The 18,522-nt window shown below is 37.0% G+C and carries 18 protein-coding genes; 13 read left to right on the forward strand and 5 right to left on the reverse strand.

What is annotated here, in order from left to right; translation table 11 throughout:
• Window positions 1–25: 25 nt before the first annotated feature.
• The 10 genes from RWZ99_RS04720 (at window position 26) to rpsD (ending at window position 11,537) form a co-directional block, all read left to right on the forward strand.
• Entirely contained in the window at window positions 26–709 is a 684-nt protein-coding gene (locus RWZ99_RS04720) for a transglycosylase SLT domain-containing protein (protein WP_314676756.1), read from the forward strand.
• Window positions 710–810: 101 nt separating this feature from the next.
• Window positions 811–2,520: a hypothetical protein gene (locus RWZ99_RS04725; protein ID WP_314676759.1), complete on the forward strand. Its 1,710-nt coding sequence runs from the start codon at window positions 811–813 to the stop codon at window positions 2,518–2,520.
• Between the two features lie 143 nt (window positions 2,521–2,663).
• A complete protein-coding gene (mnmA, locus tag RWZ99_RS04730) occupies window positions 2,664–3,785 on the forward strand; it encodes a tRNA 2-thiouridine(34) synthase MnmA (protein ID WP_314676760.1) in 1,122 nt (373 codons plus the stop codon).
• Window positions 3,786–3,803: 18 nt separating this feature from the next.
• Window positions 3,804–4,415 carry a MarC family protein gene (locus tag RWZ99_RS04735; protein ID WP_314676761.1) on the forward strand — a complete coding sequence of 204 codons (612 nt, stop codon included), beginning with the start codon at window positions 3,804–3,806 and terminating at the stop codon, window positions 4,413–4,415.
• Between the two features lie 182 nt (window positions 4,416–4,597).
• Window positions 4,598–6,499 carry a tRNA uridine-5-carboxymethylaminomethyl(34) synthesis enzyme MnmG gene (gene mnmG / locus RWZ99_RS04740; RefSeq protein WP_314676762.1) on the forward strand — a complete coding sequence of 634 codons (1,902 nt, stop codon included), beginning with the start codon at window positions 4,598–4,600 and terminating at the stop codon, window positions 6,497–6,499.
• A gap of 73 nt (window positions 6,500–6,572) precedes the next feature.
• Entirely contained in the window at window positions 6,573–8,537 is a 1,965-nt protein-coding gene (locus tag RWZ99_RS04745) for a DHH family phosphoesterase (RefSeq protein WP_314676763.1), read from the forward strand.
• Window position 8,538: 1 nt separating this feature from the next.
• The gene (gene rplI / locus RWZ99_RS04750) at window positions 8,539–8,997 is read left to right on the forward strand and encodes a 50S ribosomal protein L9 (protein WP_314676764.1); all 459 of its coding nucleotides are present in this window, start codon (window positions 8,539–8,541) and stop codon (window positions 8,995–8,997) included.
• 43 nt (window positions 8,998–9,040) lie between these two features.
• Window positions 9,041–10,402 (forward strand): replicative DNA helicase, encoded by a 1,362-nt coding sequence (gene dnaB / locus RWZ99_RS04755; protein ID WP_314676765.1) that lies wholly within the window; start codon window positions 9,041–9,043, stop codon window positions 10,400–10,402.
• A 23-nt stretch (window positions 10,403–10,425) separates the two neighbouring features.
• Window positions 10,426–10,728 carry a Veg family protein gene (locus tag RWZ99_RS04760; RefSeq protein ID WP_002888157.1) on the forward strand — a complete coding sequence of 101 codons (303 nt, stop codon included), beginning with the start codon at window positions 10,426–10,428 and terminating at the stop codon, window positions 10,726–10,728.
• Between the two features lie 197 nt (window positions 10,729–10,925).
• Window positions 10,926–11,537, forward strand: coding sequence for a 30S ribosomal protein S4 (gene rpsD / locus RWZ99_RS04765; RefSeq protein ID WP_002885833.1), 612 nt, complete (start codon window positions 10,926–10,928; stop codon window positions 11,535–11,537).
• A gap of 226 nt (window positions 11,538–11,763) precedes the next feature.
• Here rpsD and RWZ99_RS04770 read toward each other — a convergent pair whose 3' ends face one another.
• Window positions 11,764–11,952: a hypothetical protein gene (locus RWZ99_RS04770; RefSeq protein WP_314676766.1), complete on the reverse strand. Its 189-nt coding sequence runs from the start codon at window positions 11,950–11,952 to the stop codon at window positions 11,764–11,766.
• Window positions 11,953–12,067: 115 nt separating this feature from the next.
• On the opposite strand from RWZ99_RS04770, the gene RWZ99_RS04775 reads away from it, so the two are divergent.
• On the forward strand, window positions 12,068–12,430 hold the full coding sequence (locus RWZ99_RS04775) for a DUF1304 domain-containing protein (protein ID WP_314676767.1): 363 nt from the start codon (window positions 12,068–12,070) through the stop codon (window positions 12,428–12,430).
• A gap of 75 nt (window positions 12,431–12,505) precedes the next feature.
• Here RWZ99_RS04775 and RWZ99_RS04780 read toward each other — a convergent pair whose 3' ends face one another.
• The gene (locus RWZ99_RS04780) at window positions 12,506–13,045 is read right to left on the reverse strand and encodes a TetR/AcrR family transcriptional regulator C-terminal domain-containing protein (RefSeq protein WP_314676768.1); all 540 of its coding nucleotides are present in this window, start codon (window positions 13,043–13,045) and stop codon (window positions 12,506–12,508) included.
• A 128-nt stretch (window positions 13,046–13,173) separates the two neighbouring features.
• Between RWZ99_RS04780 and RWZ99_RS04785 the strand changes: the two genes are divergently transcribed.
• Window positions 13,174–15,543, forward strand: coding sequence for a YhgE/Pip domain-containing protein (locus RWZ99_RS04785; protein WP_314676770.1), 2,370 nt, complete (start codon window positions 13,174–13,176; stop codon window positions 15,541–15,543).
• 37 nt (window positions 15,544–15,580) lie between these two features.
• Here the strand turns inward: RWZ99_RS04785 and RWZ99_RS04790 are convergent, their stop codons facing one another.
• The 3 genes from RWZ99_RS04790 to RWZ99_RS04800 are packed head-to-tail and all read right to left on the reverse strand — an operon-like array spanning window position 15,581 to window position 17,320.
• Window positions 15,581–16,426, reverse strand: a complete 846-nt coding sequence (locus RWZ99_RS04790; protein ID WP_314676771.1) for a DUF4097 family beta strand repeat-containing protein — start codon at window positions 16,424–16,426, stop codon at window positions 15,581–15,583.
• Window positions 16,423–17,007 (reverse strand): HAAS signaling domain-containing protein, encoded by a 585-nt coding sequence (locus tag RWZ99_RS04795; RefSeq protein ID WP_314676772.1) that lies wholly within the window; start codon window positions 17,005–17,007, stop codon window positions 16,423–16,425. Before RWZ99_RS04795 ends, RWZ99_RS04790 begins: the two co-directional genes overlap by 4 nt.
• The gene (locus tag RWZ99_RS04800; protein ID WP_314676773.1) at window positions 16,994–17,320 is read right to left on the reverse strand and encodes a PadR family transcriptional regulator; all 327 of its coding nucleotides are present in this window, start codon (window positions 17,318–17,320) and stop codon (window positions 16,994–16,996) included. The genes RWZ99_RS04795 and RWZ99_RS04800 overlap by 14 nt, the downstream gene beginning before the upstream one ends.
• Before the next feature lie 162 nt (window positions 17,321–17,482).
• Here RWZ99_RS04800 and RWZ99_RS04805 point away from each other — a divergent pair, with 162 nt between their 5' ends.
• Window positions 17,483–18,091, forward strand: a complete 609-nt coding sequence (locus RWZ99_RS04805) for a CoA pyrophosphatase (RefSeq protein WP_314676774.1) — start codon at window positions 17,483–17,485, stop codon at window positions 18,089–18,091.
• Window positions 18,092–18,522: the final 431 nt, after the last annotated feature.

Here is an 18,522-nt window from a genome sequence, read left to right on the forward strand (position 1 = left end):
TAGTTATAAGAAATAGGAGGGATTTATGTTTAAAAAAAGTTATAAGGGACGCCGTATCAAATTAGCAGTAAAAAAATCATTGGCGGTACCAGTGGCAATTGTAACGAGTTTTATTGTCATTTTGGGAGTCTCACTCTCTACGTTAGTTAATAAAGGATTGGTTAACGCATTCTCAGATTCAGTTACACCAACTCCTTCAACAACATCAACAACAACAGAATCAACAGCAGATTTGGTGAAATCAACAGAGGTTAGTTCAAGCAAAGAGAATAAAGAAAAGGTTGAAGAAAGTAAACTTCAATCAGAGATAACGACCGAAACAGTAGAAGCAGCAGAAACCCCTCAATCAGAGCCTTCAACAACAGCAAGCACAGAGGCTACATTGACTCAAAATAATGGGGCAGCGTCTTCGGGTGCTGCTGCAACTGCTGGCAATGGTTCGGTTATTCTCTCAAATGGAAACACTGCAGGAGAAATCGGTTCTTATGCAGCAGCACAGATGGCAGCAGCAACTGGAGTTCCACAGTCAACTTGGGAGTCGATTATTGCGCGTGAATCAAATGGTGATCATACTGTAGCAAACAGTTCAGGAGCATCAGGCCTTTTCCAAACAATGCCAGGATGGGGTTCAACTGCAACAGTTGAAGATCAAATTCAATCAGCCTTGAATGCCTATAACGCACAAGGGTTGTCAGCTTGGAATTACTAAGATTTATAGAAGTTGGGAGACATCTCTCAGCTTTTTATTTCGGATATTAGCGAACGTTTTCACGGAGCTTTTTGTTATAATAGGGAATGAGAGGTTTAGCAATGAAACAATTTTTTAAATCAAAAGAAAAGTTATGGGTTTCCCTTATTATTATAGCTTTTGCTGTGTTATTGGTTACGCCACAATTATTTACAAGAAAAGTTATTTTAGGTTCAGATTCCATTTTTCATTATAACAGATTTTATGAAGCCGCTATGCAATTAAAGGATGGTAACTTTTCTTACTTTTTGTCTTTGTACGGTTTCCAACAGTCAGGCCGCATTGTCAATGCTCTTTACGGTCCTTTTTTTGCTTATTTACAAGGAGGACTTGTTTTAATAAGTGGCACTTGGTTTCGTTATCAGATTTTGTCAAGGATACTACTACATATATTAGCTGAATCTTCAATGTACGCTTTACTCAAGCAGTGTAAAGTTAAGACAACTATTGCCTTGTCATTAGGTTTACTCTATGCTACAACATTCTCTATCCAGTACTGGACGATGCGTCAGGGGTTCTCTAGTTGGGGAGCAGCTTTACTACCTTTTTGTTTTATCCCAGCAATTCACTACATTTTTTATCAAAAAGTAGAGCCAATTAGACTTGCCTTATCCATGGCGTTGATTTTTCAAGTTCATATACTTAGCGCTTTAATGCTAGTGATGATGTATATTCCTTTTTACCTTTACACCTTTGTAAAGGCATCTGTCACTAAGAAGAAGGAAACTTTCGTACAAGTTTTTATAGCAGTCATTCTTTTCCTCTTACTGACTGTCAATGTCTGGTTAGTACTCCTATATTTGAGAGGTACGAATCATCTTTTAAATCCATTTATAAATAGGGAAATGGGTAAGAATGGGATTGATGGAACAGCAAGATACTGGCTATATACCCCCATTTCCTTAATGGTGTTACTCGTTTTCCAGATTGCTTACGCTATTTTGAATTGGAAAAAATTGGCTAATTGGAAAAAAATATTGCATTTTATTTATTTTATCTTCTTCTTCTTATCAACAGGTCTTTTTCCCTGGCAGTATCTAGTCGAAAATGGAAATACATTTGCTGAATTGATTCAATTTCCATTTCGATTCTTTGTTCCTACAACCATCATGCTTCTAGCCATTACAGGATTAACTGTCACACGATTTGTTAACTGGCGAAAAAGTATTGCTGTGTTACTCTTTGCCTTTGCGGGTATTGGTCTTATTCAGAATATGATGGATACTACCGATCATGTAAAAACTGCGGCACAGGATGGTGAACTTATTTCCATTGCTAAACATACTTATGTTGAGGGTGATTACCAGACGATAAGTCTTACTATGAATGACAGTGATTTGTCACAGTTTTTAAATTTAGTTGTGAAACCGACACCAGATTATGTACCAATTTATGGGACAATCGGTAAGCAGAATACTTACGATCTTTACTATAAAAATGTCGTTAAGAATCAGAGTGCAGAAAAGCTACTCGAAGATGGTTATCTTGTATTAACTTGGCAAGCTGCTGAAGGAGAGGAGCTAAACTTACCAATAGTTGTCTATAGAGATTCCATCTTGACACTAAATGGTCAAGAGCTGAATAAGGATGATTATAGATTGACAACAATTGGTACACCAATAGTTTCATCACAAAAAGGGCAGAATAAGCTGGTGTTAAGTTACCAGGAACCGAGATGGTTAGTTATAGCTATATTGATTCCGATATTAGTCTTGGGAGTAATATCTTTACAGTGGATTTACACGAAAGTAAACATAAAAAAGGTTGCCTAGTGTAACCTTTTTGCATTATTCTTTAATCATGATATAATTAAGCTTGCGTGCTTTTACGCTTCAAATTCGACCTTCAAATCGATATTTGAATAACTAGACCCTTCAAGTCTATGTTAAATTTTATTTGATGGGAGGAGTTATCAATGACTGATAATTCAAAAATACGTGTTGTTGTTGGTATGAGTGGTGGCGTTGATTCATCAGTAACAGCCTTACTCTTAAAAGAGCAGGGTTATGATGTAATCGGTGTTTTCATGAAAAACTGGGATGACACAGACGAATTCGGTGTATGTACGGCAACCGAAGATTACAAAGATGTAGCAGCAGTAGCTGATCAGATTGGTATTCCATACTACTCTGTCAATTTTGAAAAAGAGTATTGGGACCGTGTATTTGAGTATTTCCTTGCAGAATACCGCGCAGGTCGTACCCCTAATCCAGACGTTATGTGTAATAAGGAAATCAAGTTCAAGGCTTTCCTCGACTATGCTATGACATTGGGAGCGGACTATGTGGCTACAGGGCACTATGCACAAGTTGTGCGCGATGAAGATGGTATTGTCCATATGTTGCGTGGTGCAGATAACAATAAAGATCAAACCTACTTCCTTAGTCAACTTTCGCAAGAGCAGTTGCAGAAAACGATGTTTCCTTTAGGACATCTGCAAAAGCCAGAAGTTCGTGAAATTGCTGAACGTGCAGGTCTTGCAACGGCCAAGAAAAAGGATTCAACAGGAATTTGTTTTATTGGTGAAAAAAACTTTAAAGAGTTTCTTAGTCAGTACTTGCCAGCTCAAAAAGGTCGTATGATGACCGTTGATGGTCGTGACATGGGTGAACACAACGGACTTATGTATTACACTATTGGTCAACGTGGAGGTATGGGTATCGGTGGCCAAAAAGGTGGTGATAATGCTCCTTGGTTTGTAGTAGGGAAGGATCTTTCTAAAAACATTCTTTACGTGGGTCAAGGTTTCCACCATGAGTCACTGATGTCAACTTCTCTTGACGCTTCAATGATTCACTTTACTCGAGACATGCCAGAAGAATTTGAAATGGAATGCACAGCAAAATTCCGTTATCGTCAACCTGATAGTAAAGTTACTGTAAAGGTTAAGGGTGATAAAGCTGAGGTGATTTTCGCGGAACCTCAGCGTGCTATTACACCTGGTCAAGCTGTTGTTTTCTATGATGGACAGGAATGTTTGGGCGGCGGTATTATTGACCAAGCCTATAAAGACGGAAAAGTTTGTCAGTATATCTAGCTGAATAAGGAAAAAAGTATGAGTTCTCAATTTTTTTATGCGTTTATGGCCTTCTTTGCCATAATGAATCCAATTTCAAACCTTCCTGCCTATATGGCTTTAGTAGCAGATGATAGTCAAAAGATTTCACGAAAAATTGCATTTAAGAGTCTTCTAATTGCTTTTATAATTGTTACAGTCTTTGTTTTTTCTGGAGATTTGATTTTCAAAGTTTTTGGGATTACAATTGAATCTTTTAGAATTGCAGGAGGAATATTGGTCGCTGTTATAGGTTATCATATGATTAATGGAAACCATTCACCAAGCTACAAGGGTATGGAGCAGCAGGCTTCAAATTCAAATCCTATGTCTGTTGCTATTTCTCCTCTCGCGATGCCACTTTTTGCAGGACCAGGGACGATTACGACAACCCTAAACTTAGCTAATGGGGGTATAAATAATCAATTGATAACAGTAGTTGCCTTTGCTTTACTATGTGTCATCACTTATCTTCTTTTAAGAAGTGCAAAACAAATTGCAGGATTTTTGGGAGAGAATTTGATGAAAATTATAACGAAAATGATGGGACTTTTACTATTTTCAATAGGTGTACAAATGATTATCACTAGTGTTCAGTCATTAATCAAATAGTGATTGTAATTGACAAAACTATTTGATTTGATAAAATAATTTTAACAATAGTCATGATGGTCAAAGCTCATGGGAATTGTGCGTTTTTGCGTACAGTTTTCTGGAGTTTTGACTATTTTTGTAGGAAAAAAACAAAGAAAGGATGAGGCAGTTGACTGTAAATCACTGCAAAAATCTAAAAAATGTCTTACGAGTTTGATGAAAATTTTGATGTAATTGTTGTTGGTGCTGGTCACGCCGGTGTGGAAGCTAGCTTGGCTGCAGCCCGTATGGGATGTAAGGTTTTATTAGCGACTATTAACCTAGAGATGCTGGCTTTTATGCCATGTAACCCTTCTATCGGTGGATCGGCCAAGGGGATTGTTGTTCGTGAAATTGATGCTCTTGGTGGAGAGATGGGTAAGAACATCGACAAAACCTACATTCAAATGAAAATGTTGAATACTGGTAAAGGACCCGCAGTTCGAGCTTTGCGTGCTCAAGCAGACAAAGCCTTGTATGCCATGACAATGAAACATACAGTTGAGCGTCAGGAAAACTTGACTCTACGTCAATCTATGGTTGATGAAATACTTGTTGAAGATGGCAAGGTAGTCGGTGTAAGAACAGCTACAAATCAAAAATATGGAGCTAAAGTCGTTGTTGTGACAACAGGTACAGCTCTTCGTGGAGAAATTATCCTAGGAGAACTCAAATATTCATCAGGGCCAAATAATAGTCTTGCATCAGTTACTTTGGCTGATAATTTGAAGGAACTTGGACTTGAAATTGGTCGATTTAAAACAGGTACTCCTCCTCGTGTCAAGGCATCATCAATTAATTACGAAGAGACAGAGATTCAACCAGGTGACGAAAAGCCGAATCATTTTTCATTCTTGTCGAAGGATGAAGACTATCTTCAGGATCAAATTCCTTGTTGGCTAACTTATACGAATCAAGAGAGCCACGAGATTATCAATAACAATTTACACCGTGCACCGATGTTCTCAGGTATTGTCAAGGGGGTAGGTCCTCGTTACTGTCCATCAATCGAAGATAAAATTGTCCGCTTTGCAGATAAGAATCGTCATCAGCTTTTCCTTGAACCTGAAGGAAGAGAGACTGAAGAAGTTTATGTACAAGGTCTCTCAACAAGCTTACCCGAAGATGTTCAAAAAGAATTGATTCACTCAATCAAAGGTCTGGAAAAGGCAGAGATGATGAGAACTGGCTATGCGATTGAGTATGATATTGTCCTTCCACATCAATTACGTGCAACACTTGAAACGAAGTTAATTTCAGGTCTCTTCACAGCAGGACAGACCAACGGGACTTCTGGATACGAGGAGGCAGCAGGTCAAGGTCTAGTTGCTGGTATTAATGCAGCTCTTAAAGTTCAAGGTAAGCCAGAGCTTATTCTCAAACGTAGTGATGCCTATATTGGTGTAATGATTGACGATCTTGTCACGAAAGGAACCTTGGAGCCATATCGTTTATTGACTTCACGCGCAGAGTATCGTCTTATATTACGTCATGATAATGCTGATATACGCTTGACACCTATTGGTCGAGAAGTTGGCTTGGTTGATGATGAACGTTGGAATGTCTTTGAAATCAAGAAAAATCAGTTTGACAGTGAGTTGACACGTCTGTCAAAAGAAAAATTAAAGCCTATCAAAGAAACAAATGAAAAAATTCAAGCCCTAGGATTTAAGCCTTTGACAGATGCCATGACAGCCAAAGAGTTTATGCGTCGACCAGAGATTGATTACGCTACTGCTACTCAATTTGTCGGTCTAGCTGCAGAAGATTTGGATGCTAGGGTTATAGAGTTGCTTGAAACTGAAATCAAGTACGAAGGTTATATCAATAAAGCTTTGGATCAAGTAGCTAAGATGAAGCGAATGGAAGAAAAAAAGATCCCGAAAAATATTGATTGGGATGCTATTGATTCTATTGCAACTGAAGCTCGTCAAAAATTTAAGAAAATAAATCCTGAAACCATTGGTCAAGCAAGCCGTATTTCAGGGGTTAATCCAGCAGATATCTCTATTTTGATGGTTTACCTTGAAGGTAATAATAAAGCTCGACGTAAAGTGGATTAACAGTCGTAACACTTGTAAAAGCCTTTTAATTAAGGCTTTTTTATGTTATAATCGTTAGATTAAGAGGTTTTATATGAAAAGATTTCACTTTGCAACTATTCATCTGGTAATGATAGGACTAATTCTTTTTGGAATTGCTACCATTTTTGTTCGCGTATTACAATCGGAGTCTGCACTCATTTTTGCGCTTTTTATCATTATGGTAGTAGTTGTTGCACTATTGCATTACCAAAAGACAACATATGAGTCTTTGGAAATAGAGCAATTAGATGAACTGAATCAGGATGTAGAAGATTCTTTGAAGACACTTCTTGGAAAGATGCCTGTCGGAGTTATTACTTTTGACGAAAATGATCATATTGAATGGTTCAACCCCTATGCCAAGTTAGTGCTCTCAGATGAATATGGGAATTTCAATAAGCAGTTGATTGCAGATTTTATCTCCCAGAAACGAAAGGGATCACCTTCAAATGTAATAACTGTTGGTGACAATAAATATGCTGCTTTTGTGGATTTTGATAATAAGCTAATATATTTTATTGACAATGTCTATGATCAAGATGAAAATGTCGATCCAAATATGACTCGACCTGTTATTGGGATTATTTCAGTTGATAACTACGACGATGTGACAGGAAGTTTGCCAGATGCGGATGTTTCAAAAATCAATACATTTGTGGCAGGATTTATTTCTGAGTTTGCTAAGGCTAAGCATATTCATTATCGACGTATTGAAGGGGATCGCTTTTACTTCTTTACCAATTACAGTGTTTTGACAGAATTCATGGATCAAAAATTTTCTGTCTTGGATGACTTCCGTCAACAAGCTCAAGAACGTGGTTTACCACTGACTTTGAGTATGGGAATATCCTTTGGGACGCTTAAGCATGATCAAATCGGGCAAGTTGCCTTGCAGAACCTTAATATTGCACTTGTTCGAGGTGGGGATCAAGCTGTTGTTAAAGAAAATGATGATCACAAGGAACTTCTTTATTTTGGAGGAGGCTCTGTCTCAACAGTTAAGCGTTCTCGTACAAGAACAAGGGCTATGATGACTGCAATCTCAGATAAGTTAAAAACAGTCGAAAAAGTATTTGTTGTTGGTCACAAGAATCTTGATATGGACGCCTTAGGGGCTACTGTTGGGATGGCCCATTTTGCTAGTCAGATTGTTAGAAAGAGCTATGCTGTTTATGATGATATGGCTATGAATGCGGATATTGAGCGTGCGGTCGAACGTTTGAAAGAAGATGGGCAGTCACCACTTATTACACTCTCAGAAGCTGAAGAACTAGTTAACCAACACTCGTTGTTAATTATGGTTGACCATTCAAAAATCAATTTAACCCTATCTCAGGATTTTTATAATCGATTTAATGAAGTTATTGTCGTAGACCATCACCGTCGAGATGATGACTTCCCTGAAAATGCGGTTTTGACTTTTATTGAAAGTGGAGCAAGCTCTGCTTGTGAATTGGTTACGGAGTTGTTACAATTCCAAGGAGCTCCAGAACGTTTGAGTAAAATCCAAGCTTCTATCCTTATGGCAGGTATAATGCTGGATACCAAGAATTTCTCTACGCGTGTTACTAGTCGAACTTTTGATGTTGCCTCTTACCTTCGTAGTTTAGGAAGTGACAGTGGAGAAATTCAAACGATTTCTGCTACTGATTTTGACGAATATCGACGTATTAATGAGTTAATTCTTGCAGGCGAACGAATTACTGATGATATAATCGTTGCTACAGGAGATAACCATAAGTGTTATAATAATGTTGAGATTTCTAAGGCGGCAGATACTATGCTTGCAATGGCTGGAATCGAAGCAACCTTTGTTGTTGCTCGAACAAATAATTCTACTGTAAACATATCTTCTCGAAGCCATAATGCGATTAATGTACAACGTATTATGGAAAAATTAGGTGGTGGAGGACATTTCAACCTAGCTGCCTGCCAGTTACGAGACTGTAGTGTTGCTCAAGCGCAAAATAAATTAATTGAAACTATTATGGGAGAGTTGGCTCCCAAGGAGGATTAAAATGAAAGTTATTTTCTTACAAGACGTTAAGGGTAAAGGAAAAAAAGGTGAAATTAAAGAAGTACCATCAGGTTATGCTCAAAACTTCTTGATTAAAAAGAATCTTGCTAAAGAAGCAACAAACCAAGCTATCGGGGAGTTGAAAGGAAAACAAAAATCAGAAGAAAAGCATGCTGCAGAGTTGTTAGCTGAAGCAAAACGTGTTAAAGAACAACTTGAGAAAGAAGAAAATCGTCTTCAATTTACTGAGAAGGTTGGACCAGATGGTCGTACATTTGGTTCAATTACAGCTAAAAAGATTGCGGAAGGACTTCAGAAACAGTTTGGAATCAAGATTGATAAACGTCATATTGAACTTGAACATCCTATTCGAGCGATTGGTCTGATTGAGGTTCCTGTAAAGCTTCATAAAGAAGTGAGTGCACAAATTAAGCTTAACATCAAAAATAGTGCTGAGTAATTCGTTGACACTATAAGTAAATCTTGTAAAGGAGGGAATAATTGTGGCAGAAGCTCAAGAATTACGAGTGCAACCTCATGATTTAGTAGCGGAACAGTCTGTTTTGGGGGCTATTTTCATTAACCCGGAAAAGTTAATTACAGTTCGAGAGTTTATCGAAGCAGATGACTTTTACAAGTATTCCCATCGTGTCATTTTTAAAGCAATGGTAACCCTGTCGGATCGAAATGATGCTATTGATGCCACGACAGTACGTACTATTCTAGATGACCAAGATGACCTCCAAAATATAGGGGGTATTTCTTATCTTGTAGATTTGGTCAACAGTGTTCCAACATCCGCAAATGCTGAGTACTATGCTAAGATTGTGGCTGAGAAAGCCATGCTTCGCCGTATTATAAATAGGTTGACAGAAACTGTCAACCAAGCATATGAGGGCGCAACTGAATCTGATGAAATTATTGCAAATGCGGAGAAAGCCTTAGTTGATGTTTCAGAGCATAGCAATCGTAGTGGTTTCCGCAAAATATCTGAAGTTCTTGATGTCAATTTTAATACTTTGGAGATGCGTTCACAGCAAACATCAGATGTTACTGGATTACCAACAGGTTTTCGTGACCTTGACAAGATTACAACAGGTTTACACCCGGATCAATTAATTATTTTAGCAGCTCGTCCTGCTGTTGGTAAAACAGCCTTTGTGTTGAACATTGCTCAGAATGTTGGCACCAAGCAAAATAAAGCTGTTGCAGTCTTTTCCCTAGAGATGGGTGCAGAAAGCTTGGTTGATCGTATGTTAGCAGCCGAAGGTATGATTGATTCCCATGCTTTACGTACAGGTCAATTGACAGAGCAAGATTGGAATAATGTTATGATTGCTCAAGGGGCACTGGCTGAGGCACCTATTTACATAGATGATACCCCTGGTATAAAGATTACTGAGATTCGTGCACGATCCCGTAAATTGTCACAAGAAGTAGAGGGGGGTCTCGGTCTCATTGTGATTGACTATTTGCAGTTGATTACAGGGACGCGACCAGAAAATCGCCAACAAGAGGTCTCAGATATTTCAAGACAGTTAAAAATCTTAGCCAAGGAGCTCAAAGTTCCTGTAATTGCCTTGAGTCAGTTATCTCGTGGGGTTGAACAACGTCAGGATAAACGTCCAGTCTTGTCTGATATCCGTGAGTCAGGATCTATCGAGCAGGATGCAGACATTGTAGCTTTCTTATATCGTGATGATTACTACCGAAAAGAGAATGAAGAACCAGAGAATGCGATTGAAGATAATACAATCGAAGTTATCCTAGAAAAAAACCGTGCTGGTGCGCGTGGAACAGTCAAGTTACTATTCCAAAAAGAATATAATAAATTTTCATCGATTGCTCAGTTTGAGGAATCGTAACTTTCAGATTTAAGGAGATATATATGAGTGACGCATTTGCAGATGTTGCTAAAATGAAAAATATTAAGGAAGCTATTAAAGCTCACGAAGGTCAGTTGGTAGAATTGACTCTAGAGAATGGACGTAAACGTGAAAAGAATAAGATTGGTCGTTTGACAGAAGTCTATCCATCATTGTTTATTGTTGAGTATCAGGACTTCAGTTCTCAAGCTGGGGCTATTAATAATAGTTATGTTGAATCTTATACTTATTCAGATATTTTGACTGAAAAGACTCTCATTCGTTATTTGAGTCCTGAGGAACAAGCTGAAATCGAAAATAAATAAGAAAAGGCCTTTACTTGGGCTTTTTTTCGTGGTAAAATAGTCAAGTATGTGAAATAATAGCAGGATAAAATGAAGCTCGTCAACAGGAAGTCGGCTAGAAAAGTAACCTTTGCTGTTTGGGCGAAGTCTTTCTGAACGAATCAGGTTTATCTAAAACGTTATTTCCTAAAAATATTTTTTATAGGAGGACATTATTAATGTCACGTTATACAGGTCCATCATGGAAACAATCACGTCGCCTTGGTTTCTCACTTACAGGCACAGGTAAAGAATTGGCACGTCGTAACTACGTACCAGGTCAACACGGCCCAAATAACCGTTCAAAACTTTCAGAGTACGGTTTACAATTGGCTGAAAAACAAAAACTTCGTTTCTCATACGGTTTGGGTGAAAAACAATTCCGTAACTTGTTCGTACAAGCTACTAAAGTTAAAGGTGGAACACTTGGTTTCAACTTTATGGTTCTTTTGGAACGTCGTCTTGACAACGTTGTGTACCGTCTTGGTCTTGCAACAACTCGTCGTCAAGCACGTCAATTTGTAAACCACGGTCACATCCTTGTTGACGGTAAACGTGTTGATATCCCATCATACCGCGTTGAAGTTGGCCAAGTAATCTCAGTTCGCGAAAAGTCAGCTAAAGTTCCTGCTATCCTTGAAGCAGTAGAAGCTACTATCGGACGTCCAGCATTCGTATCATTTGATGCTGAAAAACTTGAAGGTTCATTGACACGTCTTCCAGAACGTGATGAAATCAACCCAGAAATCAACGAAGCACTTGTCGTTGAGTTCTACAACAAAATGCTTTAATTTTAAGATTATTGTATCGCAAAGCCCGTTATTATGGGCTTTTTGCTTTGTCTTAAATCATTGATTTCTAGGTTTTTTCAGTTATTTGTTCAGTTACAAGTTCCCTAAAGCCATTTCATAGAATGAGACGGCTTTTTTGTTTTCTAACATTAATAAGCTCCTAGTCACTTGTATTAGACTAGGAGCTTGTTCCATTATCTTATGATATGTGATTTTGAGGTATAGTTTATTTATTTTCCAGTCCACCTTCAAAGTCTGCTGAAACATTTGAAACGTAGTTGGTGAAGTAGGCTTCAAAATCTTTTTTTAGTTGTTTGTACTCTTCTTCAGAGTATTCTTTATCCTCTATATAAGCTTGAAATCTAGGGATTTTCAAGTCTTTTTGTAGACGTTGTATTACTTCTGTTTTTGTCATAATGACCTCACTTTCACTCTTTATTTTACCATATTTTAAATTGTATAAAACATATGTGTTGTTTTAATGTTTTACTTTTGATATATTGTCAAAGTTATTTAAGAAGGGAGATACTATGTCTATTATTACACTAATTTTAGCTGGGATTGTTGCTTTGGAGCATCTTTATATCATGTATTTGGAAACTTTTGCAACACATTCAGACACAACTAGTAGAGTCTTCAATATGAGCAAAGAGGAGCTTCAACGTGATTCTGTTACAAACTTATTTAAAAATCAAGGTATTTACAATGGTTTAATCGCTGTATTTCTCTTGTATGGTATTTTTACCAATAGTCAACTACTTGTAACTGTTTTTATTCTTAATGTTTTCTTTGCTGCTGTTTACGGTGCTGTAACTGCTAATAAGAAGATTATTTTTACGCAAGGTGGACCCGCAATATTGACCTTGTTTTCACTTATTATCTCATTGTTCTAGGGATTTAATTATAAGAGAAGAAAGCTACTTTATCTACCGAGATACTTTGTAGCTTTTTTTGTTTTTGGAGTTATTTTATTGTGGAATAAAGCGTAGAAGGAAGTCTGTCATTTCTTGAGGAGACTCTTTTTTTCCTTTATTTATCCAGGCTTGACAAGCGCCAAAAATAGCATGAGCAAAATAAATACTGGCATAATCCTTCTCGAATCCTTTGAGAGCTCTTTTTTCAGCAGTAGGGTCGATAAAGTCTTCAGCTATCATACGCTGAAGTTTGTGTATCAGAAAATCTTGAATTTCTTTTGAACCATTTGTAGATAATAGAGCTGATAGGAGCTTTTCACGAGTAAGAAATTCAAAGATTTCGAGAAAGGCTCCTTCTTTCTTTCCTTCATATTTATCAAAGATGTATTCTAGTTTATGAAAAAGCTCTTTCTGATAACTATCAATCATTTCATATTTATCTTTATAGTGGGTATAAAAACTCGAACGGCTAATCCCAGCTGTTTGAACTAGACGAATAGTTGTAATCTCATTGAAATCTTGGTCTTTAAGGCATATTACCAAAGCATCTAAAAGAGCTTTTTTAGTCTGTGAACGTCTTTGATCTTTTGTCATGTATTTCTCCTTTTACACACTTTTAGACGATATGTCCAAAAAATGATTCTTTAATATTGATTTTCATATAAATGAGTTTATAATTGATTATATCATAAAAATAAACACGATGTCTAAAAAGGAGAATTATGTTATCAGAATTAAAGGTTCTTCTAAAAAGTCCCAAGCTCTGGATGACCATTATTGGTGTCTCATTGATACCAGCTTTGTATAATCTAATCTTTTTATCTTCTATGTGGAATCCTTATGGTAATGTGAAACATTTGCCAGTGGCTGTAGTAAATAAAGATAAGAGTGCTAGTTTTCAAGATAAAACACTAAATATTGGTCACGATATGGTGGACAATATGTCTAAAAATAAAAATTTAGACTATCATTTTGTAACTGAAAATGAAGCACAAAAAGGAATAAAAGACGGTGATTACTATATGGTCATCACTTTCCCAGAAAATCTCTCAAGTAACGCAGCAAGTCTTTTGACAAATGCCCCTAAGAAACTTGAAATTTCTTATCAGACAACAGCAGGTCATAGCTTTGTTTCTTCGAAAATGAGTGATTCTGCTATGTCTAAGTTAAAGGATACCGTTTCTAAAAATATTACGTCAACTTATGTTGGAGCAGTCTTTAAGAGTATGTCTCAACTTCAAAGCGGTATGGGAACTGCAGCTAATGGGGCCAGTCAATTATATGCAGGTGCAGGTGCACTTCAATCTGGAAGTCAGACCTTATCAAATGGCCTAGGAACTCTTGCTGGTTCTACTCAAACATTGGCGACAGGTGTTGATACCCTGAGTTCAGGTGTATCTGCCTATACTTCAGGTGTGTCAACTTTGTCAGGTGCTTTGTCACAGTTAAATAGTAACTCAGAGGCTGTTAATTCTGCTGCAGGTCAATTTGCTTCAGGTGCAGAAGCCATGAACACTCTGGTGACGGGTGCAGATTCTTTGTCTACAGCACTTAGTCAAATGGCTACAGCAACAAGCTTATCTGAAGAACAGCAAGCACAGTTGTCAAGCTTGTCAACTAATTTAACTGAACTCAATACAGCAATTCAAAATCTTAATACGGCAGTAAGTAATACATCATTACCTAGTGGAACATCAACAACATCAGTAGATACAAGTTCAATAGCGACGTATCTTTCAAATATTTCTACTGCAGCTAGTTCTATAGCTACAGCTAGTGCCACTGACAAAGCGAACGATTTGGCTGCGGTACAAGGAACAGCTGCATACCAAAGCTTGACAGCAGATCAACAAGCGGAGATTACTTCAGCAATTAGTAATGCAGGCTCTACAGCTAGTAGCTATGCTTCAACTATTGCATCAGATGTGTCAAGTATGTCAACAGCTTTATCTAGCTTGACAGGTACGACAACAACTAGTAGTGGAGATTCAAGCAACCTTGCTTCTCTACAAACGTCTATTTCAGGCATTGCAAGTTCGGCAAATGCTCTTCTACCTGTAGCTTCCTCAACTGTATCATCAATGCAAGCTAATATTGCTAATGTTAACTCAGTACTTGTTAATCAATTATCACCAGGGGCAATTCAAGTTGCTTCAGGTGTGTCAACAGCTCAAAGTACTTTAGCCACAGGTGCAAGCAATCTCTCAACAGGTTTGTCAACCTACACTGGTGCTGTGTCAACGATTGCTAGTGGTGCACAAACTCTAGATGCTAACAGTAGTAGCTTAATGACTGGATTTTCTACTCTTCAAAGTGGTACAAGTGCTCTTAATACAGGAGCTCAACAATTAGCAACTGGAGGAAACACCTTAACAAATGGATTGACAAGCCTGTCAACTAATCTTTCTACCTTGTCTGATTCATTAAACAAGGCTAACCAACAGTTATCACTTGTTTCTGTAGACTCAGAAAATGCTAAGATAGTCAGTGCTCCTCTAAAAGAGAAGAAAACTGATAAGGATAAGGTTGACACTAATGGTGTGGGAATGGCTCCATATATGATTTCGGTTTCTCTTATGGTTGTAGCTCTTTCAACCAATGTAATCTTTGCTAAAAGCTTGACAGGAAGAAGCTTTACGAGTCGTTTTGACTGGGCTAAAAATAAGTTATTTATCAATGGTATCATTACAACTATGGCTGCAATTGCCCTTTATATTGCTATTCGATTTGTGGGAGTTGAACCAAATCATCCACTAGCTACATTTGGTATGATTCTCCTTGCAGCATTGACTTTAATGGCGATCGTTACGGCCCTTATAGGTTGGGATGATAGATATGGTGCATTTGCTTCCATGATTCTGTTGCTTTTACAGCTAGGTTCTAGTGCGGGGACTTATCCAATTGAACTGAGTCCTAAGTTCTTTAAGGTCATACAACCATTCTTACCAATGTCCTACTCTGTGTCAGGTCTTCGCCAAACCATTTCTATGACAGGACAAATCTCAGATCAAGTACGTATGCTATTCATTTTCTTACTTATTTTTGTAGTTGTAGGTATTGTTATTTATAAACCAAAGACTGAGAATGTATAAACTAAAAGCCGGCTCTAATGTGAGCTGGCTTTTTATGTTATTCAACAGTTACATCACCGAGATCTGAGATAATGGTAAGTGTGCTATCTTTTGAGTTCTTAAGGTTATTTGTAACCTCCACCTCTCCTGAGTGACTATCTGCTTGAACATTGATAGTGTAATCTTTAAGAGCTATTTCAATTTCACCGGTTGTAGCGTCAATTTTATTGTGACCATTAAAAATTAAGTTATTACCGGAGAATTCTCCCATTGCAATAGATAAATCTGCGTTAGTAAAAAGGGTATTATCACTATCAACACTACCAACATCAAGGTTAGCCTTTAGGTTGCTGACTATCATTTTAGTAAAAGTTAGGTCCCCCATACTTAGATTAATGTCTGCTTGTCTAACTGTGCTATCGCTTAAATCTAGATTTCCAGTTGCTAAATCAGCCTTTAAGAAATCAATCGTTTGTTTTTTAGGAAGTGTAATGATAATGGTTTGCTTTCTGACCTCCTGGTTGATAGTAGAGAGGCTTATTAAATCTTTTAATTCGAAAAAGTTAATGTGTTTTTTTGAAGTCGAATCTAATTTAGAGTTGTTATCATTAATAGTTAATTGACCATCCTTTACAGTTGTGTCAATTGGATTTTTTGTTTTTTGGTAGTAAGAAAGCGTAGTTTTGTTAACGTCAGCACTTTTAATAAGAACATTGTAGCTACTACTTTTAATATCAATCTTATTGAAGTCATCAACTTCCTTCTTGACATAATCTAGCTCACTTTTATTTTGATTTTGTAAATCTGTCAAGCCACCTTGACTATAACCCCAAGTTGCTAATCCCCCACCTAAAAATAGAGATATGAGAGATACTCTAAGGACAATCTTTTTCCAAGTTTTCATGATTTTCTTCCTTTCTTGATGAGCCATTTAATCGATAGAGTAATTAGCTTTACAATAAGTTTACAGATTTCAAATGAAATCAAAAGTAGTAAAAGTGCTCCCCCGAACATCAATAGTCCTACACCTAGTCCAAACAGTGTTGAAGCTAGTGAAACACTTAGGAGAGAGAAACTTGTAAAGAAAGTGTGAACACCACTAATGAGTAAGACAAGAGTAAGAGCTAAGGCAGTCACCATGACCGCAAAAATAATCATAAGAAGTGTCATTAGCATAGCTAAGAAGAAAAGGAGAATTGGAAAAGCTACTGGACTAGCTAAGACTGCAAGAATGGCAATCCAAATAATAGTTGTTTTATTGCGCAAACTAGTCGTATCCTCAATAACCTTTTCATCTAGTAGACGGCTAATGACTTCATGTGCTGCTTCCTTAGGTGTACCCAGTTCTGCAATAATTAGAGATTCATTTTCGGGTCCAGCCTCCTCAAAATACTCCATGAAATATTCTAGAGCTTCTTCGTAGTCCTTTTGTGGTAATTTTCGTAGATATTTTGTTAATTTGGCTATATATTCAGTCTTTGTCATGTCTTAAACTCCCTTCCACAATACCATCCAGAGTTTCTTTGTAAGTTAACCATTCCTTATTAAGAAATTGAAGTTGCTCTTGGCCATTTGGGGTAATACTATAATATTTACGTTTGCGCCCTTGATACTCTTGGCTGTAGGTGGTCATATAGCCTGCTTTTTCAAGTTTTTTTAGAATAGGATAAAGTGTTGACTCCTTGATATTAGCAGCAAGCTTTATGGTTTGACTAATCTCATAACCATAAGAGTCTTCTCTATCAATAATAGCTAATATTAAGAACTCTATCAGGGCTGACGATGTTGGAAAATACATAGTTTGCTCCTTTTCTTTTAGGATATGTATAAAATTTATATATAATTATTTTACATATTGAGTGTATCTCTTTTAGAAAGATATGTCAATATTTTATATATAAAATTTTTATATAATAGGGCTATCTTATTTTTTATGATAATATGAAGTCAAGGAGTACTTATGACTATTAAAGATAAATTAGCTCATTACGAGCCGAAGCCACTGGGCGAGAAAGGACGTTATGCAGTTCTCTTGCCCTTAATATATGATGTAAAAACTGATAAGTATCAAGTTCTTTACCAAGTGCGAAGCGAACATATTTCTCAACCGGGTGAGGTTTCTTTTCCTGGTGGACGTGTCGAAGACGGCGAGACTTTTCAAGAGGCCGCTATACGAGAAACTTGTGAGGAATTAAACCTAGTTCCTGATCAAATTGACATTTGGGGGGAGATTGATTATCTGATTCATCAGGGTAGAACTATCCATTGCTTTGTTGGAAAGATAAATATAGAGAATTGGGAGTATATTCATCCGAATGAAGAGGTAGAGCGGTTGTTTACAGTTGACGTTGACATATTATTGACAAGAGAACCGATTTATTACACTGTAACTTCGACCTTAAGTAATGCCAAAGATTTCCCGTTTTTCCTGGTGAAAAACAGAGAAAAATATAATTTTGGGTACAGTGAACGTCATATTCCTTTTTACAGAAACTTGACAGAAAATATATGGGGGATGACAGCTATGTTTACACATAGGTTTACAGATATTTTGAAAGATTTAGAGTGAAAATAAAAGATCAACATACTAGCGTTGATCTTTTTTGCTATTAGTTAAGTTGTTAATTTGGTATCAATGGAGTAAAATCTATTTCTGATATAGGAGTTTAGATTATTACTAAAATGATTTTCAAAATTAATATCGAGTTTTTTTATCTAGGTGGTAAACTTTATATTGAACAATGAATTTTTTGCTTTATTGTATCCTCTTTGCGACAGGAAGGTAGGAGTAAGATATTAATAGAGGCTATTATGCTTTTGTGATCTTTTTACTAGAACGAATGACTGTTATATTTGGTAATAAAAAAACCATGAAAATCTTATTTTCATGGTTTCAGATTGAAGACAAAGTCCTTGGAACACAAGTTTCCAAGGGCTTTTCTTTGTGTAAAGTCGTATAATAGATATAAGAAGAGTTGTGAGGTGTTCCCTATGTTTCAC

Origin of the sequence: uncultured Streptococcus sp. (assembly GCF_963545685.1) — a bacterium.
Classification (GTDB): domain Bacteria; phylum Bacillota; class Bacilli; order Lactobacillales; family Streptococcaceae; genus Streptococcus.